Source organism: Paenibacillus pasadenensis, assembly GCF_002864175.1.
Lineage (GTDB): Bacteria > Bacillota > Bacilli > Paenibacillales > Paenibacillaceae > Paenibacillus_O > Paenibacillus_O pasadenensis.
In genome coordinates, this window is sequence record NZ_NFEZ01000004.1 from 2,508,720 (window position 1) to 2,533,183 (window position 24,464).

Annotated in this window: 17 protein-coding genes; 16 read left to right on the forward strand and 1 reads right to left on the reverse strand. The window is 64.6% G+C overall.

Annotated elements, in window-relative coordinates; genetic code table 11:
* The first annotated feature begins 152 nt into the window (after nucleotides 1–152).
* The 11 genes from leuC (at nucleotide 153) to B8V81_RS20430 (ending at nucleotide 17,435) form a co-directional block, all read left to right on the forward strand.
* Entirely contained in the window at nucleotides 153–1,574 is a 1,422-nt protein-coding gene (leuC, locus tag B8V81_RS20380) for a 3-isopropylmalate dehydratase large subunit (RefSeq protein ID WP_101809085.1), read from the forward strand.
* A gap of 50 nt (nucleotides 1,575–1,624) precedes the next feature.
* On the forward strand, nucleotides 1,625–2,224 hold the full coding sequence (gene leuD, locus B8V81_RS20385) for a 3-isopropylmalate dehydratase small subunit (protein ID WP_028599694.1): 600 nt from the start codon (nucleotides 1,625–1,627) through the stop codon (nucleotides 2,222–2,224).
* Between the two features lie 1,393 nt (nucleotides 2,225–3,617).
* On the forward strand, nucleotides 3,618–5,072 hold the full coding sequence (locus B8V81_RS20390) for an N-acetylmuramoyl-L-alanine amidase (protein ID WP_052333416.1): 1,455 nt from the start codon (nucleotides 3,618–3,620) through the stop codon (nucleotides 5,070–5,072).
* Between the two features lie 15 nt (nucleotides 5,073–5,087).
* Nucleotides 5,088–5,723, forward strand: coding sequence for a GerMN domain-containing protein (locus B8V81_RS20395; RefSeq protein ID WP_043111586.1), 636 nt, complete (start codon nucleotides 5,088–5,090; stop codon nucleotides 5,721–5,723).
* 42 nt (nucleotides 5,724–5,765) lie between these two features.
* Complete coding sequence (locus B8V81_RS20400; RefSeq protein WP_084137422.1) at nucleotides 5,766–8,471, forward strand: S-layer homology domain-containing protein; 2,706 nt, start codon at nucleotides 5,766–5,768, stop codon at nucleotides 8,469–8,471.
* 131 nt (nucleotides 8,472–8,602) lie between these two features.
* Entirely contained in the window at nucleotides 8,603–9,310 is a 708-nt protein-coding gene (gene nth, locus B8V81_RS20405; protein WP_028599690.1) for an endonuclease III, read from the forward strand.
* Nucleotides 9,311–9,327: 17 nt separating this feature from the next.
* Nucleotides 9,328–9,609 (forward strand): hypothetical protein, encoded by a 282-nt coding sequence (locus B8V81_RS20410; protein ID WP_028599689.1) that lies wholly within the window; start codon nucleotides 9,328–9,330, stop codon nucleotides 9,607–9,609.
* Nucleotides 9,610–9,752: 143 nt separating this feature from the next.
* On the forward strand, nucleotides 9,753–11,603 hold the full coding sequence (locus B8V81_RS20415) for a dynamin family protein (RefSeq protein ID WP_101809086.1): 1,851 nt from the start codon (nucleotides 9,753–9,755) through the stop codon (nucleotides 11,601–11,603).
* 44 nt (nucleotides 11,604–11,647) lie between these two features.
* Nucleotides 11,648–13,405 carry a dynamin family protein gene (locus B8V81_RS25000; protein ID WP_146000536.1) on the forward strand — a complete coding sequence of 586 codons (1,758 nt, stop codon included), beginning with the start codon at nucleotides 11,648–11,650 and terminating at the stop codon, nucleotides 13,403–13,405.
* 389 nt (nucleotides 13,406–13,794) lie between these two features.
* Complete coding sequence (locus B8V81_RS20425) at nucleotides 13,795–15,570, forward strand: ABC transporter ATP-binding protein (RefSeq protein ID WP_101809087.1); 1,776 nt, start codon at nucleotides 13,795–13,797, stop codon at nucleotides 15,568–15,570.
* Between the two features lie 53 nt (nucleotides 15,571–15,623).
* Nucleotides 15,624–17,435 (forward strand): ABC transporter ATP-binding protein, encoded by a 1,812-nt coding sequence (locus tag B8V81_RS20430; RefSeq protein WP_028599687.1) that lies wholly within the window; start codon nucleotides 15,624–15,626, stop codon nucleotides 17,433–17,435.
* 170 nt (nucleotides 17,436–17,605) lie between these two features.
* On the opposite strand, the gene B8V81_RS20435 is transcribed toward B8V81_RS20430, so the two are convergent.
* The gene (locus tag B8V81_RS20435) at nucleotides 17,606–17,929 is read right to left on the reverse strand and encodes an ArsR/SmtB family transcription factor (protein ID WP_028599686.1); all 324 of its coding nucleotides are present in this window, start codon (nucleotides 17,927–17,929) and stop codon (nucleotides 17,606–17,608) included.
* A gap of 126 nt (nucleotides 17,930–18,055) precedes the next feature.
* Here B8V81_RS20435 and purT point away from each other — a divergent pair, with 126 nt between their 5' ends.
* From purT to parE, 5 genes are all read left to right on the forward strand, one after another.
* Nucleotides 18,056–19,240, forward strand: a complete 1,185-nt coding sequence (gene purT / locus B8V81_RS20440; RefSeq protein WP_028599685.1) for a formate-dependent phosphoribosylglycinamide formyltransferase — start codon at nucleotides 18,056–18,058, stop codon at nucleotides 19,238–19,240.
* 282 nt (nucleotides 19,241–19,522) lie between these two features.
* A complete protein-coding gene (locus B8V81_RS20445; protein ID WP_180968498.1) occupies nucleotides 19,523–20,344 on the forward strand; it encodes a GDSL-type esterase/lipase family protein in 822 nt (273 codons plus the stop codon).
* A gap of 56 nt (nucleotides 20,345–20,400) precedes the next feature.
* Nucleotides 20,401–21,438 carry an ABC transporter ATP-binding protein gene (locus B8V81_RS20450; protein ID WP_028599683.1) on the forward strand — a complete coding sequence of 346 codons (1,038 nt, stop codon included), beginning with the start codon at nucleotides 20,401–20,403 and terminating at the stop codon, nucleotides 21,436–21,438.
* The gene (locus B8V81_RS20455; RefSeq protein WP_101809090.1) at nucleotides 21,435–22,421 is read left to right on the forward strand and encodes an ABC transporter permease; all 987 of its coding nucleotides are present in this window, start codon (nucleotides 21,435–21,437) and stop codon (nucleotides 22,419–22,421) included. The genes B8V81_RS20450 and B8V81_RS20455 overlap by 4 nt, the downstream gene beginning before the upstream one ends.
* 52 nt (nucleotides 22,422–22,473) lie before the next feature.
* Nucleotides 22,474–24,453: a DNA topoisomerase IV subunit B gene (parE, locus tag B8V81_RS20460; RefSeq protein WP_028599681.1), complete on the forward strand. Its 1,980-nt coding sequence runs from the start codon at nucleotides 22,474–22,476 to the stop codon at nucleotides 24,451–24,453.
* The last annotated feature ends 11 nt before the right edge of the window (nucleotides 24,454–24,464 follow it).

Sequence of the window (24,464 nt, forward strand, 5' to 3'; positions counted from 1 at the left end):
TTCGACTCCTTCGGCGCCTCGGCGCGGCCGGGCGATTTATAACAGACTCCTATAATGATTATAGATATTATATCTTGGAACAATCAACTGCCGGCGTGTATGCTGGAGGCAGATCAACAAACGGCACCGATACTCATACGGGGTGATAACTTATGAAAAAGCGCACGATGTTCGAAAAAATCTGGGACAATCACGTCATCCACGCGGAAGAGGGCAAGCCGAGCATCCTCTACATCGACCTGCATCTCGTCCACGAGGTCACGTCGCCGCAGGCGTTCGAGGGACTGCGCCTCTCCGGCCGCCAGGTCCGCCGCCCGGACCGCACGTTCGCGACGATGGACCACAACGTTCCGACCAAGGACCGCTTCAACATTAAGGACCCGATCTCCAAGCAGCAGGTCGACACGCTCACGCAGAACTGCGCCGACTTCGGCGTCAAGCTGTTCGATCTCAACAACATCGACCAGGGCGTCGTGCACGTCATGGGGCCTGAGATCGGCCTCACCTGGCCGGGCAAGACGATCGTCTGCGGCGACAGCCACACGAGCACGCACGGCGCGTTCGGCGCGCTGGCGTTCGGCATCGGCACGAGCGAGGTGGAGCATGTGCTCGCCACCCAGTGCCTGCAGCAGTCCAAGCCGCGGACGATGGCGATCCGCTTCAAGGGCAGCCGCAAGCCCGGCGTCACCGCCAAGGACATGATCCTCGGCCTGATCGCCAAGTACGGCACCGACTTCGCCACCGGCTACGTGCTGGAATACACGGGCGAGTCGATCGCGTCGCTCACGATGGAGGAGCGCATGACCGTCTGCAACATGAGCATCGAGGGCGGCGCGCGCGCCGGCCTGATCGCTCCGGACGAGACGACGTTCGAGTACCTGCGCGGCCGCGAGTACGCGCCGCAGGGAGCCGACTTCGACGCCGCGATCGAGGCATGGCGCCAGCTGACGACCGATGAGGGCGCCGAGTACGACACCGTGCTGGAGTTCGACGTCGACAGCCTGATTCCGCAAGTAACCTGGGGCACGAGCCCCGGCATGGGCACCGACATTACGGCTGCCGTGCCGAACCCGTCCGACCTGCCGACGGAGAACGAGCGCAAGGCGGCCGAGAAGGCGCTGGAATACATGGATCTGAAGCCGGGCACGCCGATGGCCGAGATTCCGATCGACTACGTGTTCATCGGCTCCTGCACGAACGGCCGCATCGAGGACCTGCGCGCCGCCGCCGAGATCGCCCGCGGCTATAAGGTGAGCGACCGCGTCACCGCGATCGTCGTGCCGGGCTCCGGACGCGTCAAGATGCAGGCCGAGAAGGAAGGGCTCGACAAGGTGTTCGTCGAGGCTGGCTTCGAATGGCGCGAGGCGGGCTGCTCCATGTGCCTCGCGATGAACCCCGACGTGCTGCAGCCGGGCCAGCGCTGCGCCTCTACGTCCAACCGCAACTTCGAGGGACGTCAGGGCCGCGGCGGCCGCACGCATCTCGTCTCCCCGGCGATGGCCGCGGCGGCTGCGATCGAGGGCCGCTTCACGGACGTGCGCGACTGGAAGATCAAGCAAGCGGTAGCGAACTAATAAATACCAGCGGCTCAGGCCGTTTCATACAGAGGGGAGTTTCACCGATCATGGAACCATTCGTGAAGCATACGGGCATCGTCGCCCCCGTCGACCGGGTCAACGTCGATACGGACGCCATCATTCCCAAGCAGTTCCTCAAGCGCATCGAGCGCAGCGGCTTCGGCCAGTTCCTGTTCTTCGAGTGGCGCTTCGACGAAGAGGGCAACGTCAACCCGAACTTCGAGCCCAACAAGCCGCGCTATCAAGGCGCATCCGTGCTGATCTCGCGCGCCAACTTCGGCTGCGGCTCCTCCCGCGAGCACGCGCCGTGGGCGATTCTCGACTACGGCTACAAGGTCGTCATCGCGCCGTCGTACGCGGATATCTTCTACAACAACTGCTTCAAGAACGGCATCCTGCCGATCAAGCTGAGCGAGGAGCAGGTCGAGGACCTGTTCCAGCGCACCGCCGCGCATGAGGGCTACGAGCTGAGCGTCGATCTGGAAAACAAGCTGCTGACCGACGCGCACGGCCTGCGCATCGAGTTCGAGCTCGACGAGCATCGCCGCCAGTTCCTGCTTCAAGGGCTGGACGACATCGGCCTGACGCTGAAGCATGCGGATGAGATTTCCGCGTATGAGGAGCGTCGTCAGGGCGCTTTCGCGTAAAAAGTTTGCTTGCCCGTCTGCGGAGTCCGCAGGCGGGTTTTTATTTTTCGGCGTGGGGGAGAGGGCGGCCGTGAGCCGACAGATTAATGGACAAGAAGCCCGCTGCGTGGGCCGAGCCTTTCTCGGCTGTGAGCCGGAAAGCGGGCCATGGACAGGCGAACCGCTGCGCGAGCCGAGCCTTTCTCCGATTCCACTGGAAGCCGGATGCCCTGATTTTTTGACCTCCTAGGCGGAGGCCATCCGTCTTCCAAGAGGACCGCTGCCGCTTCTCCGAAAGGCATCGTCTCGCTTCGCTCTGCCTTGTCCATCAGCTTCGCCTCTCCCCCTTTTTTTGGGGGAGGGGCGCGTCTCCCGCATTCTCGGGAGACGGCAGGGTTGAGCGCTCCCGTGTCACCGGGAACGACAATCTTACGCACCGGGAGCTGATTGACCTGCACGCTCCGTAAAACCGAAGACAGGGGCCTTATGCGCTCCCGTATCCCTGGGAGACGATTACCATGCGCGCCACGCCGGTCTCACCGGGTTTGGACAGGTCCGCACCGCTCGCACGAAGCCGGGACATTAAGTCGAAAAAATCGAGTTAGCGGGTGGTTGGAGGCACGAAGCCGGGGCGTTAAGTCGAAAAAATCGAGTAAGCGGGTGGTTGGAGGCACGAAGCCGAGGCATTAAGTCGAAAAAATCGAGTTAGCGGGTGGTTGGAGGCACGAAGCCGAGGCATTAAGTCGAGAAAATCGAGTTACTCGTATGCGCGGGAGGCGGATCAGAGAGAGAACTGAGCGGAAAAACCGAGCAACTGGGGTCAGAAGAGGAGCGAACGGTCGGAGTTACGCGGAAAAACCGAGTAACTGGGGTTCGAAGAGGAACGGACGGTCGGAGTTACGCGGAAAAACCGAGTAACTGGGGTCCGAAGAGGAGCGAGCGGTCGGAGTTGCGCGGAAAAACCGAGTAACTGGGTCAGAAGAGGAGCGAACGGTCAGAGTTGTGCGGAAAAACCGAGTAACTGGGGTCAGAAGAGGAGCGAGCGGTCGGAGTTGCGCGGAAAAACCGAGTAACTGGGTCAGAAGAGGAGCGAACTGTTAGAGTTGTGCGGAAAAACCGAGCAACTCGATCTGCAGCCAGCGAAGCAAAGACGATCTGTCGCGGCGTCAGCATTCGTCGAGCGGTCATTTGCCGGAGCGGCGCGGCCTGCGAAGCGGCAACCTCGCCTATACGCAAAAAAGTTGCCACGGTTCCCTTTTTTTCGCAACTTTTCGGGACGCTTCGCGTCTAACCTTTTGCCTGACTTTGCCAACGTCCACTGCCGCCGGACAGGCAAGGCGGGTGAATCCGTTTTTCGAGGTGAATGATGAAAAAAGCAGTTCTGATGCTGGTGTTTCTCGTAGCAGCGTTAACCATGTTCGCTTCGGCCACTTCCGCGGCGAGCAAGGCTCCCAAGCTGTTCCTGAACGGCCTGGAGCTTCAGTCGGCATCGGCGCCCCGGATCGACCAGAGCACGACGTTCATTCCGATCCGCACGGTAGCCGAGGGGATGGGCTTTGACGTGACGTGGGACAAGGCGGCAAAAAAGGCAGTCATACATAACGGAGACAGCCTCATCGAGCTCGTCGTCGGCAGCAAGTCCGCCGTCGTCAACGGCTCGAAGGTCGCTCTGCCGACGCCGGCGAAAATTGTCGGCAGCGGAGCGGCCAGCACGACGATGGTGCCGCTGCGCTTCGTGAGCGAGAACATGGGCTTGGAGGTGTACTACGACGCGCCTGCCAAGTCGGTGTATCTGTTCCAGCCGGCCGTGCAGGAGCCCGAAAACCCGGGCACGGACGGCGGCGGAAGCCAGCCCGGAACAGGCGGAACCGGCAGCCAGCCGGATCCCGGCCAGGGCGGCACGGAGCCGGGCGGCGGCAATGGCGGCGGCACGGTGCCGTCCGACGCGCAGGCGCTCGTCACCTCCATCCAGTACGACGGCATCGGCACGACGAGCATCGCCTACCAAGGCATCGCGACGGTAGGCGAGCCGCAGGTGCTGACCGGACCGGACCGGCTCGTGCTGGACATTCCGGCATCGGCGTTCGCGGACGCCTTCGCCCCGGGCTTCACGGCGACGACGGCCAAGATGGGCGAGATCGTCACGGACAACCCTCTGGTGAGCAAGATTCGCTTCTCCCATTATTCGGACAAGCCTTCGACGGTCCGGATCGTATGGGATCTGACGGCGGCGGCGCAGTATACGCTCACCAAGTCCGAGGGCCTCGTGCAGCTGAGCGTCCTCGGCTCGACCGAGCCGGTGCCTCCAATTCCGACGACGCCGTCGGGCGACAAGATCTTCAAGGTCGTCATCGACGCCGGACACGGCGCCCACGATCCGGGCGCGATCGGCATCAGCGGCAAGACGGAGAAGGCGTACAACCTGGCCATCGCCCTCAAGGTGAACGAGCTGCTCAAGAAGGAGGCTCGCATCGAGCCGATCCTGACGCGCTCGGACGATACCTTCATCGCTCTGGAAGAGCGGGCGGCAATCGCCAACAGGCTCAAAGCGGACGTGTTCATCTCGATTCACGCGAACGCGCTCAAAGGCTCCTCGGCTTCGGGGACCGAAACCTTCTATAATCGGGCGGACAGCAAGACGCTCGCTGACATCATCCAGAAGCATCTGCTCGGCGCGACCGGACTTCCGGACCGCAAGGTGCAGACGGCGGGCTTTGTCGTCATCAAGCAAACGACGATGCCGGCAGTGCTGACGGAATCCGGCTTCCTCACGAACGCCAAGGACGAAGCGATCCTGTTCGACGAGAAGAAGCAGAACGAGATCGCGCAAGCGCTCGTGGCAGGAATCAAGGAATATTTAAAGCTGTAAGGAGGCGACAGAGCCATGAAGCAGCCTAGATTCAAGCTGGCGGCGCTGCTGGCCGCCGCCGCCGTTACGGCCGCGCTTGCAGGCTGCGGCGCCAAAGCGCCGGAGGGCGGGGCGGGAGCGTCCAGCCCATCGCCGTCTCCGTCTCCTGCCGCGACGGCGGCTCCTTCCTTGTCGCCGTCGCCGCAGACGGCCGAAGGCTCCGGCGACGGAGCTTCCGCCGGGAGCGGAGCGGAGGCGCAGCTGCAAAAGGCGACGATCCAGATTTATCAAACCGATTCGGAGCTGCTGGAGCTCAAGGCATTCGATGCTGAAATTTCTTACAAGAGCGATGCCGACAAGCTCGCTGCCGCGCTCGAGGCGCTGGCCGGAGCGGACCGCGACGGCTATCTGTCCTTATGGCAAGGCGTGGAGTTCCGTTCCGTGCAGCTCAAGGACGGGGCGGCGCAGGTCGACTTGACCTTGCCGGACGATGCGCGCTTGGGCGGGTCGGGCGAGCAGCTTGCCATCGACTCGCTGGCGCGCACGGCGTTCCAGTTTCCCGAAATCGAGTCGCTCGACGTGACGGTGGACGGCGAGGCGGTCGAGAGCCTGATGGGCCACGTCGAGCTGGAGCATCCGATCAAGCGCGCTTCGTACGAAGGCCGCCGATAACCAGATCTATTTCATTCCATTCATAGGGGAGAGCCGGAACAGATGCCATTAAGTACAAAAGCCTATCGTTTCGCCACGGGCATGATCGCCCTCTCCCTCCTGGCTGGAGGACCTGCCGCTGCTCATGCAGCGGCTTCTTCCGTGTCCGGGGGGACGACAGCGGCCGCAGCGGCCGGATCCTTCTTCGCCGACGTCAAAGCCGGACATTGGGCGGAGCGCAGCATCATGAAGCTGGCCCTGCAGGGCATCATCGTCGGCAACCAAGGGCAATTCCGCCCTTCGGCGTCGGTGAGCCGCCAGGAAGCCGTCGTCATGGCGCTCCGCTTCATGGGCAAGGAAAAGGAGATCGACGCCTCGCAGGCCGTCGTCTTCCCCGATACGTTCCAAGTGAACAACTACTACAAGCCGTACGTCGTGCTGGCAATGAAGCTGGGCCTGCTCAGCCAGGAAGAGGAGTTCAAGCTGGCCGAATCGCAGCCGAAGCAGGAATGGGGCGCTTCCGCCGCATCGCGCGAATGGATCACGAAGCTGATCGTGCGCGCCGCAGGCAAGCAGCAGCTCGCTCAGGAGCTGGCCTCCAAAAGCTCCGGCTTCCAGGACGCCGCCTCCATCGGCGCGGGTTATGCCGGGTATGTCAATGCAGGCGTCTCGCTCGGACTCGTCAAAGGCGTGACGGCGGAGAAGTTCGATCCGGTCTCCGCCGTCAACCGGGCTTCGGCGGCGACGCTGTTCAGCCGCGCGCAGACGCTCGCGCCGGTCTCTTACCCGGGCGAGACGGAGGGCGTGCTCACGGCGCTCAGCGGCACGACGGCTACCGTCTATACCGATGAAGGCTTCCGCACGTTCAACCTCGCCGCGGATGTCCGCTTCTACCGCTTCGACAGCGAGACGGCGCTGAAGTCCGGCTCCGAGCTGCAGCTGTACACGCATGTGCAGGTGCTCGGCGGAGGCACGGACGCGCTTTATGTGGAGCAGACCGACACGGAGCAGCAGGTGAAGTCGACCGAGGGCACGATCAAGCAGATCGCTCCCGGCCAGAATACGGTATGGCTCTGGGATGGACAGAACATGATCGGCGTTTCCTACGACTCGTCGCTTGCGATCAAGTCGCAGGAGGGCGCGAAGCTGGAGCTCGCCGATCTCAAGACGGACAGCCAGGTCATCGTCAAGACGGATACGTTCCGCGACAAGCCGGGCGCGCTCGAGATCGTCGTCAAGTCGGCTCCGGTGACCAAGGAAGGCGCCGGCACCGTCGCCGCCTCGGCGAACGGCATGCTGACGGTCAAGACGGCGTCCGGCGCCGACGAGACGTGGCCGGCAGCGGCGGGACTCGTCGTGCTCGGCTGGGACGGCCGCGCGCTGGAGGGCGGCCTTGCCGGACTGAAGGCGGGCGATACGGTCAGCTATTCCGTCAAGGACAGCCAGGTCGTGTCGGTGAAGGTGACGGATACGACGGTGCGGAGCGCGAGCGGCACGTTCAGCGCCTATACGGGAGAGTACCTGATTTACGAGGTTGCCGGAAAAGCCCAGACGAGCAAGCTTGCGGACAACGTGACGTTGACGATACCCGGCATCGAGCAGCCGGTGCTCGGCGACCTGTACAAGGACGACCAGCTGGAGCTCGCGCTCGACGCCGCCGGCAAGATCACCTCGATCACGGTCAAGAACCGCTCGCTGACGACGCTGACCGGAGCCGAGGTGCTCAGCTACAGCGCCGAGCAGAAGGCTCTCACCGTCAAGGGCACGAACGGCAAGCTCGCGGCGCTCCAGGTGACCGACAAGACGCGGGTCGAGCTGAACGGCACGAACGTGCCGCTGTCGACGGCGGCGGGCATGCTGCGCCAGGGCCAGCGCGTGACGGTCGGCTATTCCGGCAGCGACGCCGTGCTGATCCGCTTCGTGTATCAATACACGGGCACGATCGGCTTGCTCAATACGGCGACCAAGACGCTGGCGCTGTCGCTTGACGACGGCACGTCGGCGACGCTGCCGTTCGACGCGCTCTCCGTCGATTGGTACGGCAAGAGCGGCGCGACGATTGCCGACGTCAAGGTCGGAATGCGCGTGACGGCCGGCCTCGATACGAATCAGGCCAAGGCGACGAGCCTGCGCGTCCATCAGGGCGTGCAGTACAAAATCTCGTCGGTCGATGCGGCCAACAAGATCCTCGGCCTGCAGCCGGCTTCCGGCAGCGGCATCGCCCTCAGCGCGGGCAGCCTGCCGCTGCGCGGCGACGACGGCGCGACCGTTCCGTTCGCCTCGCTTGCGGCGGGAGCTACGGTGAACGTCACTTATGCGGGTCAGACGCCATCGTCGCTGACGCTCGTGACGGTCCGCTACGGCGTCGTCACGCAGATCGGTGCCAGCTCCGTCACCGTGCAGGAGTACGGCGGCTCGGCGCGCACGATCGAGCTCGGCAGCGGCTACAGCATCGTCAAGAACGGAGCGGCGAGCGGCAGCGTGTCGACGCTGGCTGTCGGCGACCGCGTGGAGACGCGCAAAAACGCCGATGGAGCCGTCGTCATCGAAGCGAACGCCGGCGTCAAGAAGACGTTCTGGAAAATGGAGAACGGCCAGCTGCTCGTGAAGCGCAGCTCGCTTACCGACAACAGCTATCGCTTCACGCTCGCCGAAGGCGCGGCGGCCAGCTGGAACGGGCAAGCGATCGCGATCGCTTCGCTGACCGATGGCGATGCCGTCACGCTGTACGTGTTCGGAGGCAAGCTGCTGGAGGTCGTCAAAGGCTGAAAAACGAAGATTTTCGCAACAAAGCGCCGCGAGGCGCTTCTTTTTTTGCGCGGACAGCCTTTTTCGGTTGCGCCGGACGGGCAGATTCGGTACACTTTGAACGATAGTGCAACTAGGGAGAGAGCGTTCCAATGAAAGCTTCCGATAAAATCCGGTTCATTCTCGACACGATGGCCGAGCTGTTTCCGGACGCGCATTGCGAGCTGAACCACGGAAACGCGTTCGAGCTGACGATCGCGGTGCTGCTGTCCGCGCAGTGCACGGACGAGACGGTGAACCGCGTGACGGCGGATCTGTTCCGAAAATACCGTTCCCCGGAGGATTACCTGAAGGTCGAGCTGGCCGAGCTCGAGCAGGACATCCGTCGCATCGGCCTGTTCCGCACGAAGGCCGCGAACATCCAGAAGCTGTGCCGGATCCTGCTGGATCGGCATGACGGCGACGTCCCGCGCACGCATGAGGAACTGACGGAGCTGCCCGGCGTCGGGCGCAAGACGGCCAACGTCGTCGTCAGCAACGCGTTTGGCGTCCCGGCGATCGCGGTGGATACGCATGTGGAGCGGGTGTCCAAGCGGCTCGGGCTGGCGAAGCCTGACGATTCCGTGCTCGAGGTCGAAAAGAAGCTGATGCGCCGCGTCCCCCGGGATGAATGGACGCTGACCCATCATCGCTTCATCTTTTTCGGGCGCTACCACTGCAAGGCCCAGCAGCCCAAATGCGACATCTGTCCGCTCATCGGGCTGTGCAAGGAAGGCCAGCGGCGCATGAAGGCGGTCCCCGCCGCCAAACCTAGATCCAAGAAGGGAGCCGCCGCCAGGCGCGAGGCTTCCAACCTTTAAGCGAAGGATGATGAACAATGAAATGCATCAGCGTATTCACGAATGACTTCGGTCTGTTCTCCGATATTTACGAGCAGGTGATGGAAGCTCCTCCGGGAGAAAACGAGGATCTCGTCGTCGAAGGCGTGACGGTAAGCGGCTCCGGCGATCTGCCGGCCCAATACCTGGAGCGCATGCGCCAGAAGCCGGAGGTCGTCGTCATGCGCGAGAAGCAGCGCGGCATCACGATCCTGCAGCACGGCAATGTGTTCGAGATCTGCATCCCGACGGATGAGGATGAGGAGGCGCCGGCCGTTTAAACCGGCGCCGGCGCCTGCCGCAGAGCAAGGCGATTCGATTGCAGCATCAGCCGTCCCTGCCGCCCGGGGACGGCTGTTTTGCGCTTTTTTGACCTTTTTGATCAGAGAGATCCGGCGGGCGAAGCGGAGAGGAGAATGGCGACATGGCTCAAGGGGAAACAGCAACGATGTCCAGCGGACAGGAGGAGGCGGAGCGGCTCGGCTATTCGGCGGAGCGGCTGGCCGTCCTGCTTGCCGAGCAAGGCGAGAAGGAGCTGGCGGGAAGAGCCCGCCAGCTGGAGGAGAAGCTGGAGGCCGGCCGGCTGTCGGCAGCGTTTTGCGGCCATTTCTCGGCTGGCAAGTCGACGCTCGTCAATGCGCTGTGCGGCGTGCGGCTGCTGCCGTCGAGTCCGATTCCGACCAGCGCCAACGTCGTGACGATCGCGTCGGGGGAACCGGCGAGGGCGGTCATCCACGCGGTCGTGGACGGGGAAGAGCGGACGATCGAGGCCGATCCGCTGCGGCTGGAGGACTATTGCAAAAACGGAGAGGTTTTCCGCAGCGTCGAACTGACCTATCCGGCGAGCGGCTTCGGCCGGCAGACGACGCTGCTTGACACGCCGGGCATCGACTCGACGGACGACGCCCACCGGATGGCGACGGAGTCGGCGCTGCATCTGGCGGATGTCGTCTTTTACGTGATGGACTACAATCATGTCCAGTCGGAGATCAACTTCGAGTTCGCCAAAGGGCTCAAGGACTGGGGCAAGCCGCTCTATCTGATCGTCAACCAGATCGACAAGCATCGCGAGGAGGAGCTGCCGTTCGCGGAGTACAAGCGCAGCGTGGAGGAGGCGTTCCGCAGCTGGCATCTGGAGCCGGCCGGCACGCTCTACCTGTCCTTGCGCGAGCCGGAGCATCCGCAGAGCCAGTTCGAGGAGCTCAAGAAGCTGCTTGGCGAGCTGGAGGGGCTGCGCTCGGAGCTGGCCGTCGGGAGCGTGCACGCCTCGCTCCGCCATCTCGCCCGCAGCTGGCTGAAGCATCGGCTCGAAGCGGAGGAGCCGCAGCGGGAGCGGCTGGAGCTCGAGGCCGGGCCGGAGGAGGAACGGGCCGGACTGCAGGCGGCGATGCGGGAGCTGGAGCAGGCCGCAGGCGGCGCCGAGTCCGGACCGCAGGCGCTGGAAGCGTCGCTGCAGGCGGAGATCGGCAAAATTCTCGACAACGCCAACCTGATGCCGGCCGCGACCCGGGACATCGCCGCGTCGTTTTTGGAGAGCCGCAAGCCGGGCTTCAAGACGGGCCTGCTGTTCGCCGCCTCCAAGACGGCGGCCGAGCAGGAGCGGCGCGCGGCGGCGTTCGAGGAGGAGCTTGGCCGGCAGGTGCAGGCGGAGGCCGCCTGGCATCTGGCCGACCTGCTGCGCAAGGCGGCGGACCGCGAGGGGCTGCAGGGGCCGGAGCGGCAGTCGTGGGAAAGCGGACTCGAGGCGGCGCTCGCCTGGCGGCCGGACGCCGCCTGGCTGGCGGAGCGCGTCAGCAGCGGCGCGGTGTTCGGCGGCGAGTACACGATCGTGTACTGCCGCGACGCCGCCGCGCAGATCAAGGCGCAGCTGAAGCGCGGCGCCTCTTGGGGGCGGCGCGCTGCGGCGGCGGCCCGCTATGCCGCCGCCGCCGCAGCGCGCCGCCGGCTAGCCCGGCCTCGGCGGCCAATCCGCGCGCTCGCGGGCCTCCCGCCTCGGCGAGGCGGCCGCGCGCAGCGAGCGCGCGCGCGGCGCTGCTGTGCCGGCGAGCCGGCGCGCCGGCGCTCTGCGCCGCAAGCGCGCCGCCGCAGCCGGCAGCGGCCGGAGCGCACCGGCAGCCCGAGCCCTCGGCCTCGCGAAGCCGCCCCTGGGCTGCCGGCAGGCGCGCCGCCGCGCCGCCCGGCGAAGCCGCACGAGGCGCGCGCCGCGCGCGGGCCGCCGCGCGCCTGCGCGCCGCGGCGGAGCTGCTCGCGCCGGAGCCGGCGCTGGCGCGCTTGAGCCCCGGCGATGCGCGCGCCCGCCATGCGCCTCGGGGCCTCACGATGTCGCTGTTCGGCGCGTTCAGCGCGGGCAAGTCGTCGCTCGCCAACGCGCTCATCGGCGAGCGGGCGCTGCCCGTGTCGCCGAATCCGACAACGGCGGCGATCAACCGCATCCTTGCGCCGACGGAGGAGCAGCCTCACGGCACGGCCCGCGTCAGCATGAAAGCCCGCGAGGCGATGCTGGACGATCTGCGCTTTTCGCTGTCGCTGCTCGGCGAGGACGCCTCCGGCGCCGCCGAGGCGGAGCTGCTGAAGCGGATCGCCGCGCTGCGTCCGGACGGCATCCATGCCGCCGGGCGGCCGCATTACAGCTTCCTCAAGGCGGCGGCGGCCGGCTGGAGCGAGCTGTCGCCGCAGCTCGGCGAGGTGCTGCGCGTCGGCGAGGAGGACTACCGCCGCTACGTCGCGGAGGAAAGCCGCTCCTGCTTCGTGCGCGAGATCGAGCTGTTCTACAGCTCGCCGCTGACCGACCAGGGCATCGTGCTCGTCGATACGCCTGGCGCGGATTCGGTGAACGCCCGCCATACCGGAGTCGCCTTCAACTACATCAAGAACGCCGACGCGATTCTGTTCGTCACCTATTACAACCATGCGTTCTCGCAGGCGGACCGGCAATTCCTCATGCAGCTGGGGCGGGTGAAGGACCAGTTCGAGCTCGACAAGATGTTCTTCCTCGTCAATGCCGCCGACCTGGCGGCCTCGCCGGAGGAGCTGGGAGACGTGCTGAAGCATGTCGAATCGAATCTGCTGCAGCACGGCATCCGCTTCCCGCGGCTGTTCCCGGTATCGAGCCTGCTCGGGCTGAAAGGGAAGCACGGCGACGAGGCGGCGCTCGCGGCGTCGGGCATCCCGGCGTTCGAGCAAAGCTTCCTCGACTTCACGCGCGGCGAGCTCGGCCGGCTGGCCGTGCAGGCGGCGGACGGCGAGCTCGAGCGTGCCGCGCATACGATCCGCGGCTGGATCGAAGCGGCCGAAGGCGACGCTGATACGCGGCGGCATGAGCGCGCCCGTCTCGAGGGGCTGCGCGCCGCCGGGGCGGACGCCGCTGCCGTCATCGCCGAGGCGCCGCCTGCCGCCGAGCTGGAGAAGGAGCTGCAGGAGCTGTTCCACTACATCCAGCAGCGGATCCGCTACGGCTTCGGCGACTTCTTCAACTATGCCTTCAACCCGTCGAGCCTGCAGGACGACGGACGCGACCTGCGGCGGGCCGTCTGGACGTCATGGCTCGAGCTGCAGCGGCTGCTTCAGCTGGAGCTGAGCCAGGAGCTGCTGGCGACGACGCTGCGGCTCGAAACGGCCTCCGGCGCGCTTATCCGCGTCCGCGCCGAAGCGGCGGCCGCGAGGCTGGCCGAGCTGCTGCCGGGCTTCCAGCCGGCGCCTTGGGAAGCGGCTGCGTTCGCCGCTCCGCCGGAGCCGGCGCCATGGCAGTCCGCCGGCGTGCAGGCGAAGCGGCTGTACAGCCTGTTCCGCAGCCCGCGCTCCTTCTTCGAGGGAGAGGGCAAAAAAGCGCTGCGGGAGGAGCTGGAGGAGACAATCGCTCCGGAAATCCGGGCGTGGATGGATCATGCGGCGGCGGACTGGCTCGCCCATTACCGGACCGCCCTCGAAGCCGGGCTCGCCGCGGCGGCCGACGCGCTGGGCCTTTCGTTCCAACGGGAGCTGGACGGCCGCATCGGCTCGATGCGGGACGGCGGCAGCCTCGACTCGCTGCGCGCGCTGGAGCGGCAGCTTCAGGAGCTGCTCGGCGAGGCGGGCTGATCCCCCTGCCTACCCGAGCGGCGCTGCCCGCAGGCGCGATTCCGCGCGACAAAAAGGATGTCCCTCCGCGCCGCTGATAGCGGCCGAGGGGCATCCTTTTTTGCTGCTTGCGGAGCGTGCCGGCGGTAGCGGAAATCGGCGAGCGTTAAAAGTTTTTTTCGCATTTCCAGCCGAAACGGATAAAAACGCGCAAATGTGTCGTAAACGTGACGATTCGTTGAGGAAAAAGAGAATGATCCCCCTTACGTGCCTTATCTTCCCTTTTAGCGGAGCAGAGTGCTGAATATGGCCGCAAAAGGCGTTTGCCGCTCCTGCGGGATGCTGATAACATACGTCCATGTCAGCACTGAAATCGCAGTTAAACCTAACTAACGGGGGAGAGAGCACACTTGGAGGTTTTCAGGCAACTCAAGCCTTACTACTGGGTGGAGCGCAAGTTCATCTTCGCATCCATCCTCTGCCTGGCCGCTGCAACCGCGCTCGGACTGGTCTATCCGAACCTGCTGCGGTACCTGATCGATGACGTCGTCAAGCCGCAGAACTGGGAGCCGGTGCCGTTGCTGTCGCTGGCCGTCGTCTGCGTCGTTTCGCTGAAGGGCTTCATGAACTTCCTGAGCGGATATTTCGGCGGACGGCTCGGCAACCGCGTCGCCTACCGGCTGCGGAACGCCAGCTACGCCAAGCTGCAGGAGCTGAGCTATCCGTACTACGACACCGCCAAGACGGGCGATCTGATGAGCCGCCTGACCGCGGACCTGGAGGCGATCCGCCAGTTCATCGGCTTCGGCTTCGCGCAGGTGCTCAACGTGTTCCTCATGATCCTGTTCGGCGGCGTCATGATGCTGACCATGGACTGGCAGCTGACGCTCGTCACGCTGGTGGCGATTCCGCTGCTCGCCTTCACCGCCGTGCGCTTCGAGAAGAACATCCATCCGGCGTTCCGCGAGATGCGCCAGGCGCTCAGCCACATGACGACGGCCGTCCAGGAGAACATCACCGGCGTGCGCACGGTCAAGTCGTTCGCGCGCGAGTCCCACGAGGTCGAGAAATTCTCGGCGCGCAGCGCGGAATACCAGACGAACCAGGTCGGCGCGGCGACGATCTGGGCCCGGTACTTCCCGCTCATGGAGCTGCTGGCCAACGTAAGCGTCGTCATCCTGCTCATCTTCGGCGGCTTGCGCGTCATCGACCAGCATCTGACGCTCGGCGAGCTGGTCGCGTTTTTCAGCCTCATCTGGTACATCATCGGACCGATGTGGGGCATCGGCTTCCATATCAACAACTACACGCAGTCCAAGGCGTCCGGCGAGCGGGTGCTGGAGCTGCTGAACCAGTACGTGCATGTGAAGAGCGTGCCCGACGCGGTCGTGCTCGACAAGCAGCATGTCAAGGGTCATGTCCGCTTCGAGAACGTCACGTTCAATTACGCGGACAAGGAGCCGGCGGTGACGGACATCAGCTTCGACGCCCCTCCGGGCACCGTCATCGGCCTGCTCGGCGGCACCGGCTCCGGCAAGAGCACGATCATCCAGCTGCTCATGCACGCCTACAACGTCAAGCAGGGCAAAATCACCATCGACGGCCTCGACATCCGCCAGCTCGACGTCCAGAGCCTGCGCAGCCAGATCGCGACCGTGTTCCAGGAGACGTTCCTGTTCTCCGCCTCGATCCGCGACAACATCGCCTACGCCGACAAGGACGCGACGATGGAGCAGATCGAGCGCGCGGCCAAGCTGGCCAAGGCGCATGACTTCATCATGGAGCTGCCGCTCGGCTACGACACGCTCGTCGGCGAGCGCGGCATGGGCCTCTCCGGCGGCCAGAAGCAGCGCATCGCGATCGCCCGCGCCTTGATCCGCAATCCGCATATCCTCGTGCTCGACGACGCGACGAGCGCGGTCGACATGGAGACGGAGCATGAGATCCAGGCCGGCTTCAAGGAGCTGATGAAGGGACGGACGACGTTCATCATCGCCCACCGGATCAGCTCGCTCAAGGACGCCGACGAGATTCTCGTGCTCGACAAGGGCCGCATCGTGCAGCGCGGCAAGCATGCGGCGCTCGTCCGCCAGAGCGGACCGTACCGCGAAGTCTACAACATCCAGTACGCCGACCGTCCGCAGCAGGACGACGAGCCCGCGCTGGGCAAAGGAGGGACCGCCTGATGGCTAGCAGCGCAAAAGGGCCGGCCGCGCCCGCATCCGGCCTGGACGCCTCCATGCAGGAGGCGGCGCAGGCTCAGCGCCAGCGCTTCAAGTATACCGATGACGAGGTCATCGAGAAGCCGTTCAACTGGAAGCAGGTCCTGCGCCTGCTTTCCTATATGAAGCCTTACCGCAAGCAGCTCGTGCCGATGGTGCTCATGATGCTGCTCGGCACGCTGACGCGGCTCGCCGCGCCGGCCGTCATCATCCTCGCGATCGACGAGGCGATCGACAAGGACGGCGGCGACAAGAGCCTGCTGCTCGCCTACGGCGGCATCATGCTCGGCCTGTACGTCATCCAGTGGGCCGCCAACACGATCCGCATCAAGTACACGAACATCATCGGCCAAAAGGTCATCTACGACCTGCGGCAGCAGCTGTTCGAGCATATCCAGAAGCTCAGCTTCCGCTTCTTCGACAAGCGGCCGGCGGGCTCCGTGCTCGTGCGCGTCACCAATGACGTCAACTCGCTGCAGGACCTGTTCACGAACGGCGTCGTCAACCTGCTCATGGACTGCATCCAGCTCGTCGGCATCGCCGCGATCCTGCTCATCTGGAACTTCCAGCTCGGGATCGCCGTCATGGTGACGGTGCCGCTCATGTTCATCGTCTCCGGCGCTCTCCGCAAGCGCATCCGCTTCGCCTGGCAGGACGTGCGCATCAAGCAGTCGCGCATCAACTCCCATCTCAACGAGGCGATCCAGGGGATGAAGGTGACGCAGGCGTACGTGCAGGAGAAGGAGAACTACAAGTTCTTCGACCATATGAACACGATCAACAAAAAAAGCTGGGACCGCGCCTCGGTGCTCAACCAGACGTTCGGCCCGATCATCGAGGTGACGGCGGCGATCGGCACGCTCATCCTGTTCTGGTACGGCTCGCATCTGCTCCAGACGAACGTCATCACCGTCGGCCTGCTCGTCGGCTTCGCCAACTACATCGGCAACTTCTGGGATCCGATCAACCGGCTCGGCCAGATGTACAACCAGCTGCTCGTCGCGATGGCCAGCTCGGAGCGGATCTTCGAGTTCATCGACGAGGAGCCGACCGTTAAGGAAAGCGGCCGCGCGCGCATGCTGACCGGCATCAAGGGCGACGTGTCGTTCGACAGCATCGTCTTCGAGTACGAGAAGAACCGTCCCGCCCTCAAGGGCATCTCGCTCGAGGTGAAGGCCGGCCAGTCGGTGGCGCTCGTCGGCCATACCGGCTCCGGCAAGAGCACGATCATCAACCTGCTCTGCCGGTTCTACGATCCCGTAGAGGGAGCGGTCCGCATCGACGGCCAGGACATCCGCGACGTGACGATCGACAGCCTGCGCTCGCAGGTCGGCATCGTGCTGCAGGATACGTTCATCTTCTCCGGCACGATCCGCGACAACATCCGCTTCGGGCGTCTGAACGCGACGGACGAGGAGGTCGAGATGGCCGCCCGCGCGGTCAACGCGCATGAGTTCATCGTCACGCTGCCCGACGGCTACGACACCGAGGTGCAGGAGCGCGGCAACGTCCTGTCGATGGGACAGCGGCAGCTGCTGAGCTTCGCCCGCGCGCTGCTCGCGGATCCGGCGATCCTCATCCTCGACGAGGCGACGGCGAGCATCGACACCGAGACGGAGCTCAAGATCCAGGAGGCGCTCAAGACGCTGCTGGCCGGACGCACGTCGTTCATCATCGCGCATCGCCTGTCGACGATCCGCCACTGCGACAACATCGTCGTGCTCGACCACGGCCGCATCGTCGAGCAGGGCAGCCATGACGAGCTCATGCGGCATGGCGGCACGTACTACGGCCTCATCGAGGCGCAGTACCGCTTCCTCAGCGCCTGACGCTTGCCGGCAAGCCAAGGCCGGCTCCAAAAAAGCTGACTCCGCCTGTCCAAGTCCGGACATGCGGGTCAGCTTTTTTTTGCGGAAGGGGCCTTCTGCGGGCGGCCTGAAAGTCTGTCTGCAGCGGCCGCGCAAGCGAGGCTCGGGCCGCAAGGCCGAGCCTTGCGCCGTCAGCGCTCCGTGCCGTCCTGCTGCAGCCGCTGCAGGTACCCGTCCAGGCGGTCCATGCGCTCCTCCCAGTCGCGGCGGAAGGAGGAAGCCCATGCCTCCAGCTCCTGGAACGGTTTTGGCGAGAGCCGGTAGATGCGGCGGTTGGCCGAGGCTTCGACAAGCAGCACGCCGGCCTCGCTCAGCACCTTGAGATGCTTGGACGTCTGCGGCTGGTTGAAGGACAGCCGTTCGGCGATTTCTCCGACTGTGAGCGGACCGGAGCGGAGCAGCTCGACGATCCGCAGCCGATTCGGCTCGGCCAGCGCGTGAAGGATCGATTTCATGCCTAAAATATACGTTCAGTGGAATATAGCTGTCAAGGAAAACGACTCTGTTCGCTTGATTTTTCGATAGAGAGCGTCCAAAATGATAGGGATCATGTACCGGAAATTGGAACAGGGGGAACTGAAATGTCGTATGGACCGCCGCTGACCCAAGGGGCGCGCAAGATGCTGCTGCTGGGCTCTGGAGAGCTGGGCAAGGAAGTGGTCATCGAGGCGCAGCGGCTCGGCGTGGAGACGGTCGCCGTCGACCGCTATGCGGACGCGCCCGCGATGCAGGTGGCGCATCGCTCGCATGTGGTCGACATGCTCGACCCGGAGCGGCTGCGGGAGCTGATCCTGCGGGAGAAGCCGGATCTGATCGTGCCGGAGATCGAGGCGATCGCCACCGGCACGCTCGTCGAGCTGGAGCAGGAGGGCTACAAGGTCGTGCCGACGGCGCGAGCCGCGCGGCTGACGATGGACCGCGAAGGCATCCGGCGCCTGGCGGCGGAGACGCTGCGCCTGCCGACCGCCTCCTACCGCTTCGCGGACTCGCTCGAGGAGATGAGGGCGGCCGTGCTGGAGCTCGGACTGCCGTGCGTCATCAAGCCGATCATGAGCTCCTCGGGCAAGGGCCAGAGCGTCTGCCGCTCCGAGGCGGAGATCGAGAGCTGCTGGAACTATGCGATGGAGGGCGGCCGCGCCAAAAAGAAGCGCGTCATCGTCGAAGGCTTCGTCCGCTTCGAATCCGAGATCACGCTGCTGACGGTCCGCTCCGTCTCGGGCACGGCGTTCTGCGCGCCGATCGGACATGTGCAGCAGGACGGCGACTATATCGAGTCGTGGCAGCCGCATGCGATGAGCGAGGCGCAGCTGCGCGAGGCCGAACGGATCGCGCTGGCGATTACCGAAGCGCTTGGCGGCTGGGGCTTGTACGGTGTCGAGCTGTTCCTGACCGAGGACGGCGTCCTGTTCAGCGAGGTGTCGCCGCGGCCGCATGATACGGGGATGGTGACGATGGCGACGCAGGATCTGTCGGAGTTCGCGCTCCACGTGCGCGCGATCCTCGGCCTGCCGATCCCTGGCGTGCGGCTGCTGTCGCCGGGCGCGAGCCGCACGCTCAAGGCGACGCGCGACAGCCGCTCGTTCGCGGTCGAAGGGCTGGAGCAGGCGCTCGCGGTGCCGAGCGCGCAGGTGCGCGTATTCGGCAAGCCGGAGACGCGCAAGGGACGCCGCATGGCCGTCGCCCTTGCGTCGGGGACGGATGCCGAGAGCGCGCGCGACGCGGCTCGCCAGGCAGCGGAGTGCTTGACGATCAGATATGACGGATAGGAAGAGCAGGCCGACGAGGCCTGCTTTTTTCATGGACCTATGCGCTTTCGCCTCCTTTCCGTCTGACGCTGCCGTCCGCTCGGGACGCTGCAGTCCAAAAAAATCGGGCGGCAGAAGCGGGCGCGAACGCCGGCGGGCAGCTTTGCGGTGCGGGGGACGAGCGCGCCCTAGTCCTTTCGTCCCGCATGATTTGCAAAAACTTGTCGCAAGCCTTATTTTTAGTAGATGATGCTATACCAAATGTTCACAATTCAAATTCCGAGCAAGGGGAGCCGAAATAAGATGAAGTCATCCGGCACATTATGGCGGGTCGTAGGCACGGCGTCCCTCGCCTCGACGCTGCTCCTCGCAGGAGGATTCGCCTTCGCCATGCGCGACATGCTGATCGTCACGCCTTCCGTGCAGCAGGCGGCGCGCCAGGCTCCGGAGGAGGCTCAGGCCGGCGGACAATACCAGCAGGCGGACGAGATCCTCGTGACGGCGCTCGGCGATTCCTTGACCAAAGGAGTCGGGGACAACAGCGGCCGCGGCTATGTGAAGCCGGTGCTGGAGCAGCTGAAGGCTGCGACCGGCAAGCCGGTGCAGCAGATCAACAATCTGGCGATCAGCGGCTTGACGGCGGCGGAGCTCGACAAGATGCTCGCCGAGGACCGGGGCCTCGACAACCCGATTCGCCAGGCGAACCTGATCCTGCTGACGATCGGCGGCAACGACTTGTTCCGTCCTGTCCTCGAAGCGAGAGAGAACGGGAGCTCGAGCGACATTCCGCTCGACGAGATCGAGGCGCAGATTCCGGCCGCGGCCGCGTCGCTCAAAAGCATCGTCGAGCGGATCCGCGCGATCAACCCGGAGGCGACGCTCGTCTACGCCGGGCTGTACAATCCGTTCTACGACATCGCGGAGCTGCGCGACGGCAGCGCGGCCGTCCAGCGCTGGAACGACGAGGCGTACCGCATCCTGGCCAAGGACGAGCATGCGGTGCTCGTTCCCGTCATGGATCTGTTCGAGCAGCGCTCGGCCGCCTACATGGCGTCCGATCATTTCCACCCGAATCAGGACGGCTACGTCCGCATCGCGCAGCGCATCGTGCAGGCGCTGACCTGACGGACGCGTCGCCGCTGTCTTGGCAGACGAGCTAGAGACAAAAGGAGAGGACCTGCATGACGATTGATTACCCCGTTCGCCGACGGCCAAAGTCCAGGCCGTCCGCGGCTGCGCAGGATGCCGCTTCGAAGGCGGGCGTCGCCGCCGGCGAGCCCGTGCTGGACGTGCGCGGCCTGAAAAAAAGAATCCGCCGGAAATGGATCATCCACGAGGTCGGGTTCCAAGTGCATCCCGGCGAGATCTTCGGCTTCCTCGGGCCGAACGGCTCGGGCAAGACGACGACGATCCGGATGCTGGTCGATCTGATCAAGCCGACCGAGGGCGAGATCCTCATCGGCGGACATCATCTCGCCCGCGATCCGGAGAAGGCGCTGGCCGAGGTCGGCTGCATCGTCGAGAATCCGGAAATGTACCCTTACCTTACCGGCTGGGAAAACCTCGAGCAGTTCGCGCGCATGCAGCCGGGCATCGGGGAGGACCGCATCCGCGAGGTCGTCTCGATCGTGCGCCTGGACGAGCGCATCCATGACAAGGTCCGCGACTACTCGCTCGGCATGAGGCAGCGGCTCGGCATCGCGCAGGCGCTGCTCGGACGGCCGAAGCTGCTCATCCTCGACGAGCCGACGAACGGGCTCGATCCGAAGGGCATCAAGGAGCTGCGCGAATTCATCCGCATGCTGTCGGCAACCGGGCTGAGCCTGTTCATCTCCAGCCACCTGCTGAGCGAAATCCAGCTCATGTGCGACCGCGTCGCGATCATCAACGAAGGCCGGGTGCTGGCGGTCGGCCGGGTGGACGAGCTTGTCGGCCAGGCGTCCAGCTTCGTGCTGTGGCAGACCGACCGCCAGGAGGAGGCGCGGGCGCTGCTCGCGGACCAGCCGTCCGTCCAGCTGTTCGGCGACGGCGAGCATCGGCTGGACGAGGGCGCGCTCGCTCATCTGCCCGGAGCGATCGTGACGAGCGTGGATGAAGAAGCGCTGCCGGATGTCGTGGAGCTGCTCGTGCGGCGGGGCATCGGCATCGAAGCGGTGCAGCGCGTCGCGCCGACGCTCGAGGAGCTTTTCCTGAGGCTGACGGAGGTGGAGGCCGAGTGAAGGGGATGCTTCCGCTCGTTCAGAACGAGACGCTGAAAATTTGGAAAAAGAAGCGGTTCTATGTTATCCTTCTAATCCTGCTGGTGCTCGTGCCGCTGTTCACCTACGCCCAGCTCCGGGTGTCCCAGACGAACGCCGCCAACTTCAAGGACTGGCGCAACCAGATCCAGCAGCAGATCACCGACCTGCAGAACACGCTGGCGAGCGACCGCATGCCGGAGGAGTGGAAAAAGTACGACCGCATCAAAGTGCAGCAGCTGCAATATTACCTGGATCATGACATCAATCCGAACAGCCCGGACGCGGCTACGTTCACCCGTCAGTTCATGGCGAGCTCCGTCTCGATGTTTTTCCCGCTGCTCATCCTCGCGCTTTCGTCCGATCTCGTATCGGGAGAGCGCACCGGGGGCACGATCAAGATGCTGCTGACCCGTCCGGTGCGGCGCTGGAAAATCCTGACGAGCAAGCTGATCGCCTTGACGCTCTACGTTTCGCTGGCTATCCTCGCGACCGGCGCGGTATGCTATCTCATATCCGGCCTCCTCTTCGGCTACGGGGGATGGACGATGCCGGTGTTCACCGGCTTTGTCATCGACGGCTCCGCGATCGACGCGACCGGCGTGCATGCCGTGCCGCAATGGGCGTACATGCTCATGCAGAGCGGCCTCATCTGGATCAGCTGCATGACGATCGCCATCCTGTCGACGATGGTGTCGGTGCTCGTGCGCAGCACGGCGGCGAGCATCGTCACGATGATGGCGGCGGTCATCTCCGGCAGCATCCTGGCCGGCATGGCTTCCTCCTGGGAGGCCGCCAAATACATCTTCTCCGTGAACATCGACCTGACCGACTATCTCGAAGGCACGCCGCCGCCGATCGCGGGCATGGACATCGGATTTTCCCTGGCCGTGCTTGGCATCTGGGCCGCTGCGGCGCTCGTCGTCTCGTATGGCGTCTTTACGAAACAGGACATCTTGAATTAAAATAGCGTGAGTTATTCGCACGGACAGCAAGGAACAGAAAAGGGGGACGCGTATGGCCGAACAACTGGACCTTTACGCAACCGAATCGGCAAATACGGCGAAGGGCCCTTCCTACGAGGCGGACGATATCCAGATTCTCGAGGGCCTGACCGCGGTGCGCAAGCGCCCCGGCATGTACATCGGCAGCACGACGAGCTCGGGCCTGCACCATCTCGTGTGGGAAATCGTCGACAACGCCGTGGACGAGCATCTGGCCAAGTTCTGCACGGAGATCGCCGTCACGCTGCACAAAAACGGATCGGTGACCGTACACGACAACGGGCGGGGCATCCCGACCGGCATGCACAAAAGCGGCATCCCGACGCCGCAGGTCGTATTCACGATCCTGCACGCGGGGGGCAAGTTCGGCGGCGGAGGCTACAAGAAGTCAGGCGGGCTGCACGGCGTCGGCGCTTCGGTGACGAACGCGCTGTCGGAATGGCTCGAGGTGGAGATTTTCCGCGAGGGCAAGATACATAAGCAGAGGTTCGAATACTGGGTCGACAGCCAGGGCAAGGAGCATGTCGGCGAGCCGACGACCGGCCTCGAGATCGTCGGCAATACGCGCCAGACCGGCACCAAGGTGACGTTCAAGCCGGATGCGCGCGTCTTTCACGGCAACACCTCGCTGAGCTTCGATACGCTGAGCGACCGGCTGCAGGAGATCGCCTTCCTGAACTCCGGGCTCAAGGTGACGATCCGCGACGACCGCAGCGGGCATGAGAACGTCTTCCACTACGAGGGCGGAGCGAAGCAGTTCGTCGAGTTCCTCAACGAGGAGAAGTCGGTGCTGCATGAGGCGGTCCGCTTCGCGGCGGACAAGGACGACATCGAGGTCGAGGTCGCCCTGCAGTACAACGACGGCTATACGGAGACGATCGTGAGCTTCGTCAACTCGATCCCGACGCGGGGCGGCGGCACGCATGAGACCGGCTTCAAGACAGCCTACACGCGGGTGCTCAACGATTATGCCCGGCGCGCCGGCCTGCTCAAGGAAAAGGAAAAGAACCTTGAAGGCGGAGACCTGCGCGAAGGCATGATGTGCGTCATCAACATCAAGATGGCGGAGGTCGAGTTCGTCGGGCAGACGAAGGACCAGCTCGGCAGCAGCTCCGCCCGCAGCGCCGTCGACGCCGTCGTCGCGGACAAGATGGCCGTGTTCCTGGAGGAGAATCCGCAGGTCGGCCAGATGCTGCTCAAAAAGGCGATCCAGGCGTCCCGGGCGCGCGAGGCCGCGCGCAAGGCGCGCGAGGAGATCCGCAGCGGAAAGAAGCGCAGCGAGTCGTCCAACCTCGGCGGCAAGCTGACGCCGGCGCAGTCCAAGGACGCCTCGCGCAACGAGCTGTTCATCGTCGAGGGCGACTCTGCCGGCGGCTCCGCCAAGCAAGGCCGCGACTCCAAGTATCAGGCGATCCTGCCGCTGAAGGGAAAGCCGATGAATCCGGAGAAGGCGCGGCTGGGCGACATCCTCAAGAACGACGAGTACAAGGCGATCATCGCCGCGATCGGCGCGGGCGTCGGGCCGGAGTTCGAGGCGGACGAGTGCAACTACAGCAAGATCATCATCATGACCGACGCGGATACGGACGGCGCGCACATCCAGGTGCTGCTGCTGACGTTCTTCTACCGGTACATGAAGCCGCTCATCGACTCGGGAAGGATCTACATCGCGCAGCCGCCGCTCTACAAGATGTCCCGCAAGACGGGCAAGCTGCAGACGGTGCGCTACGCCTGGACCGATGAGCAGCTGCAGAACTACGGCAAGGAGATGGGCAAGGGCTTCGAGCTGCAGCGCTACAAGGGCCTCGGCGAGATGAACCCGGACCAGCTCTGGGAAACGACGATGAATCCCGAGTCCCGAACGCTCCTGCGGGTGCAGATCGACGATGCGGCCAAGGCGGAGCGGCGGGTATCGACGCTCATGGGCGACAAGGTCGATCCGCGCAAGCGCTGGATCATCGACAATGTCGACTTCACCGAATACGAGGAATAGGGGGACGGGCT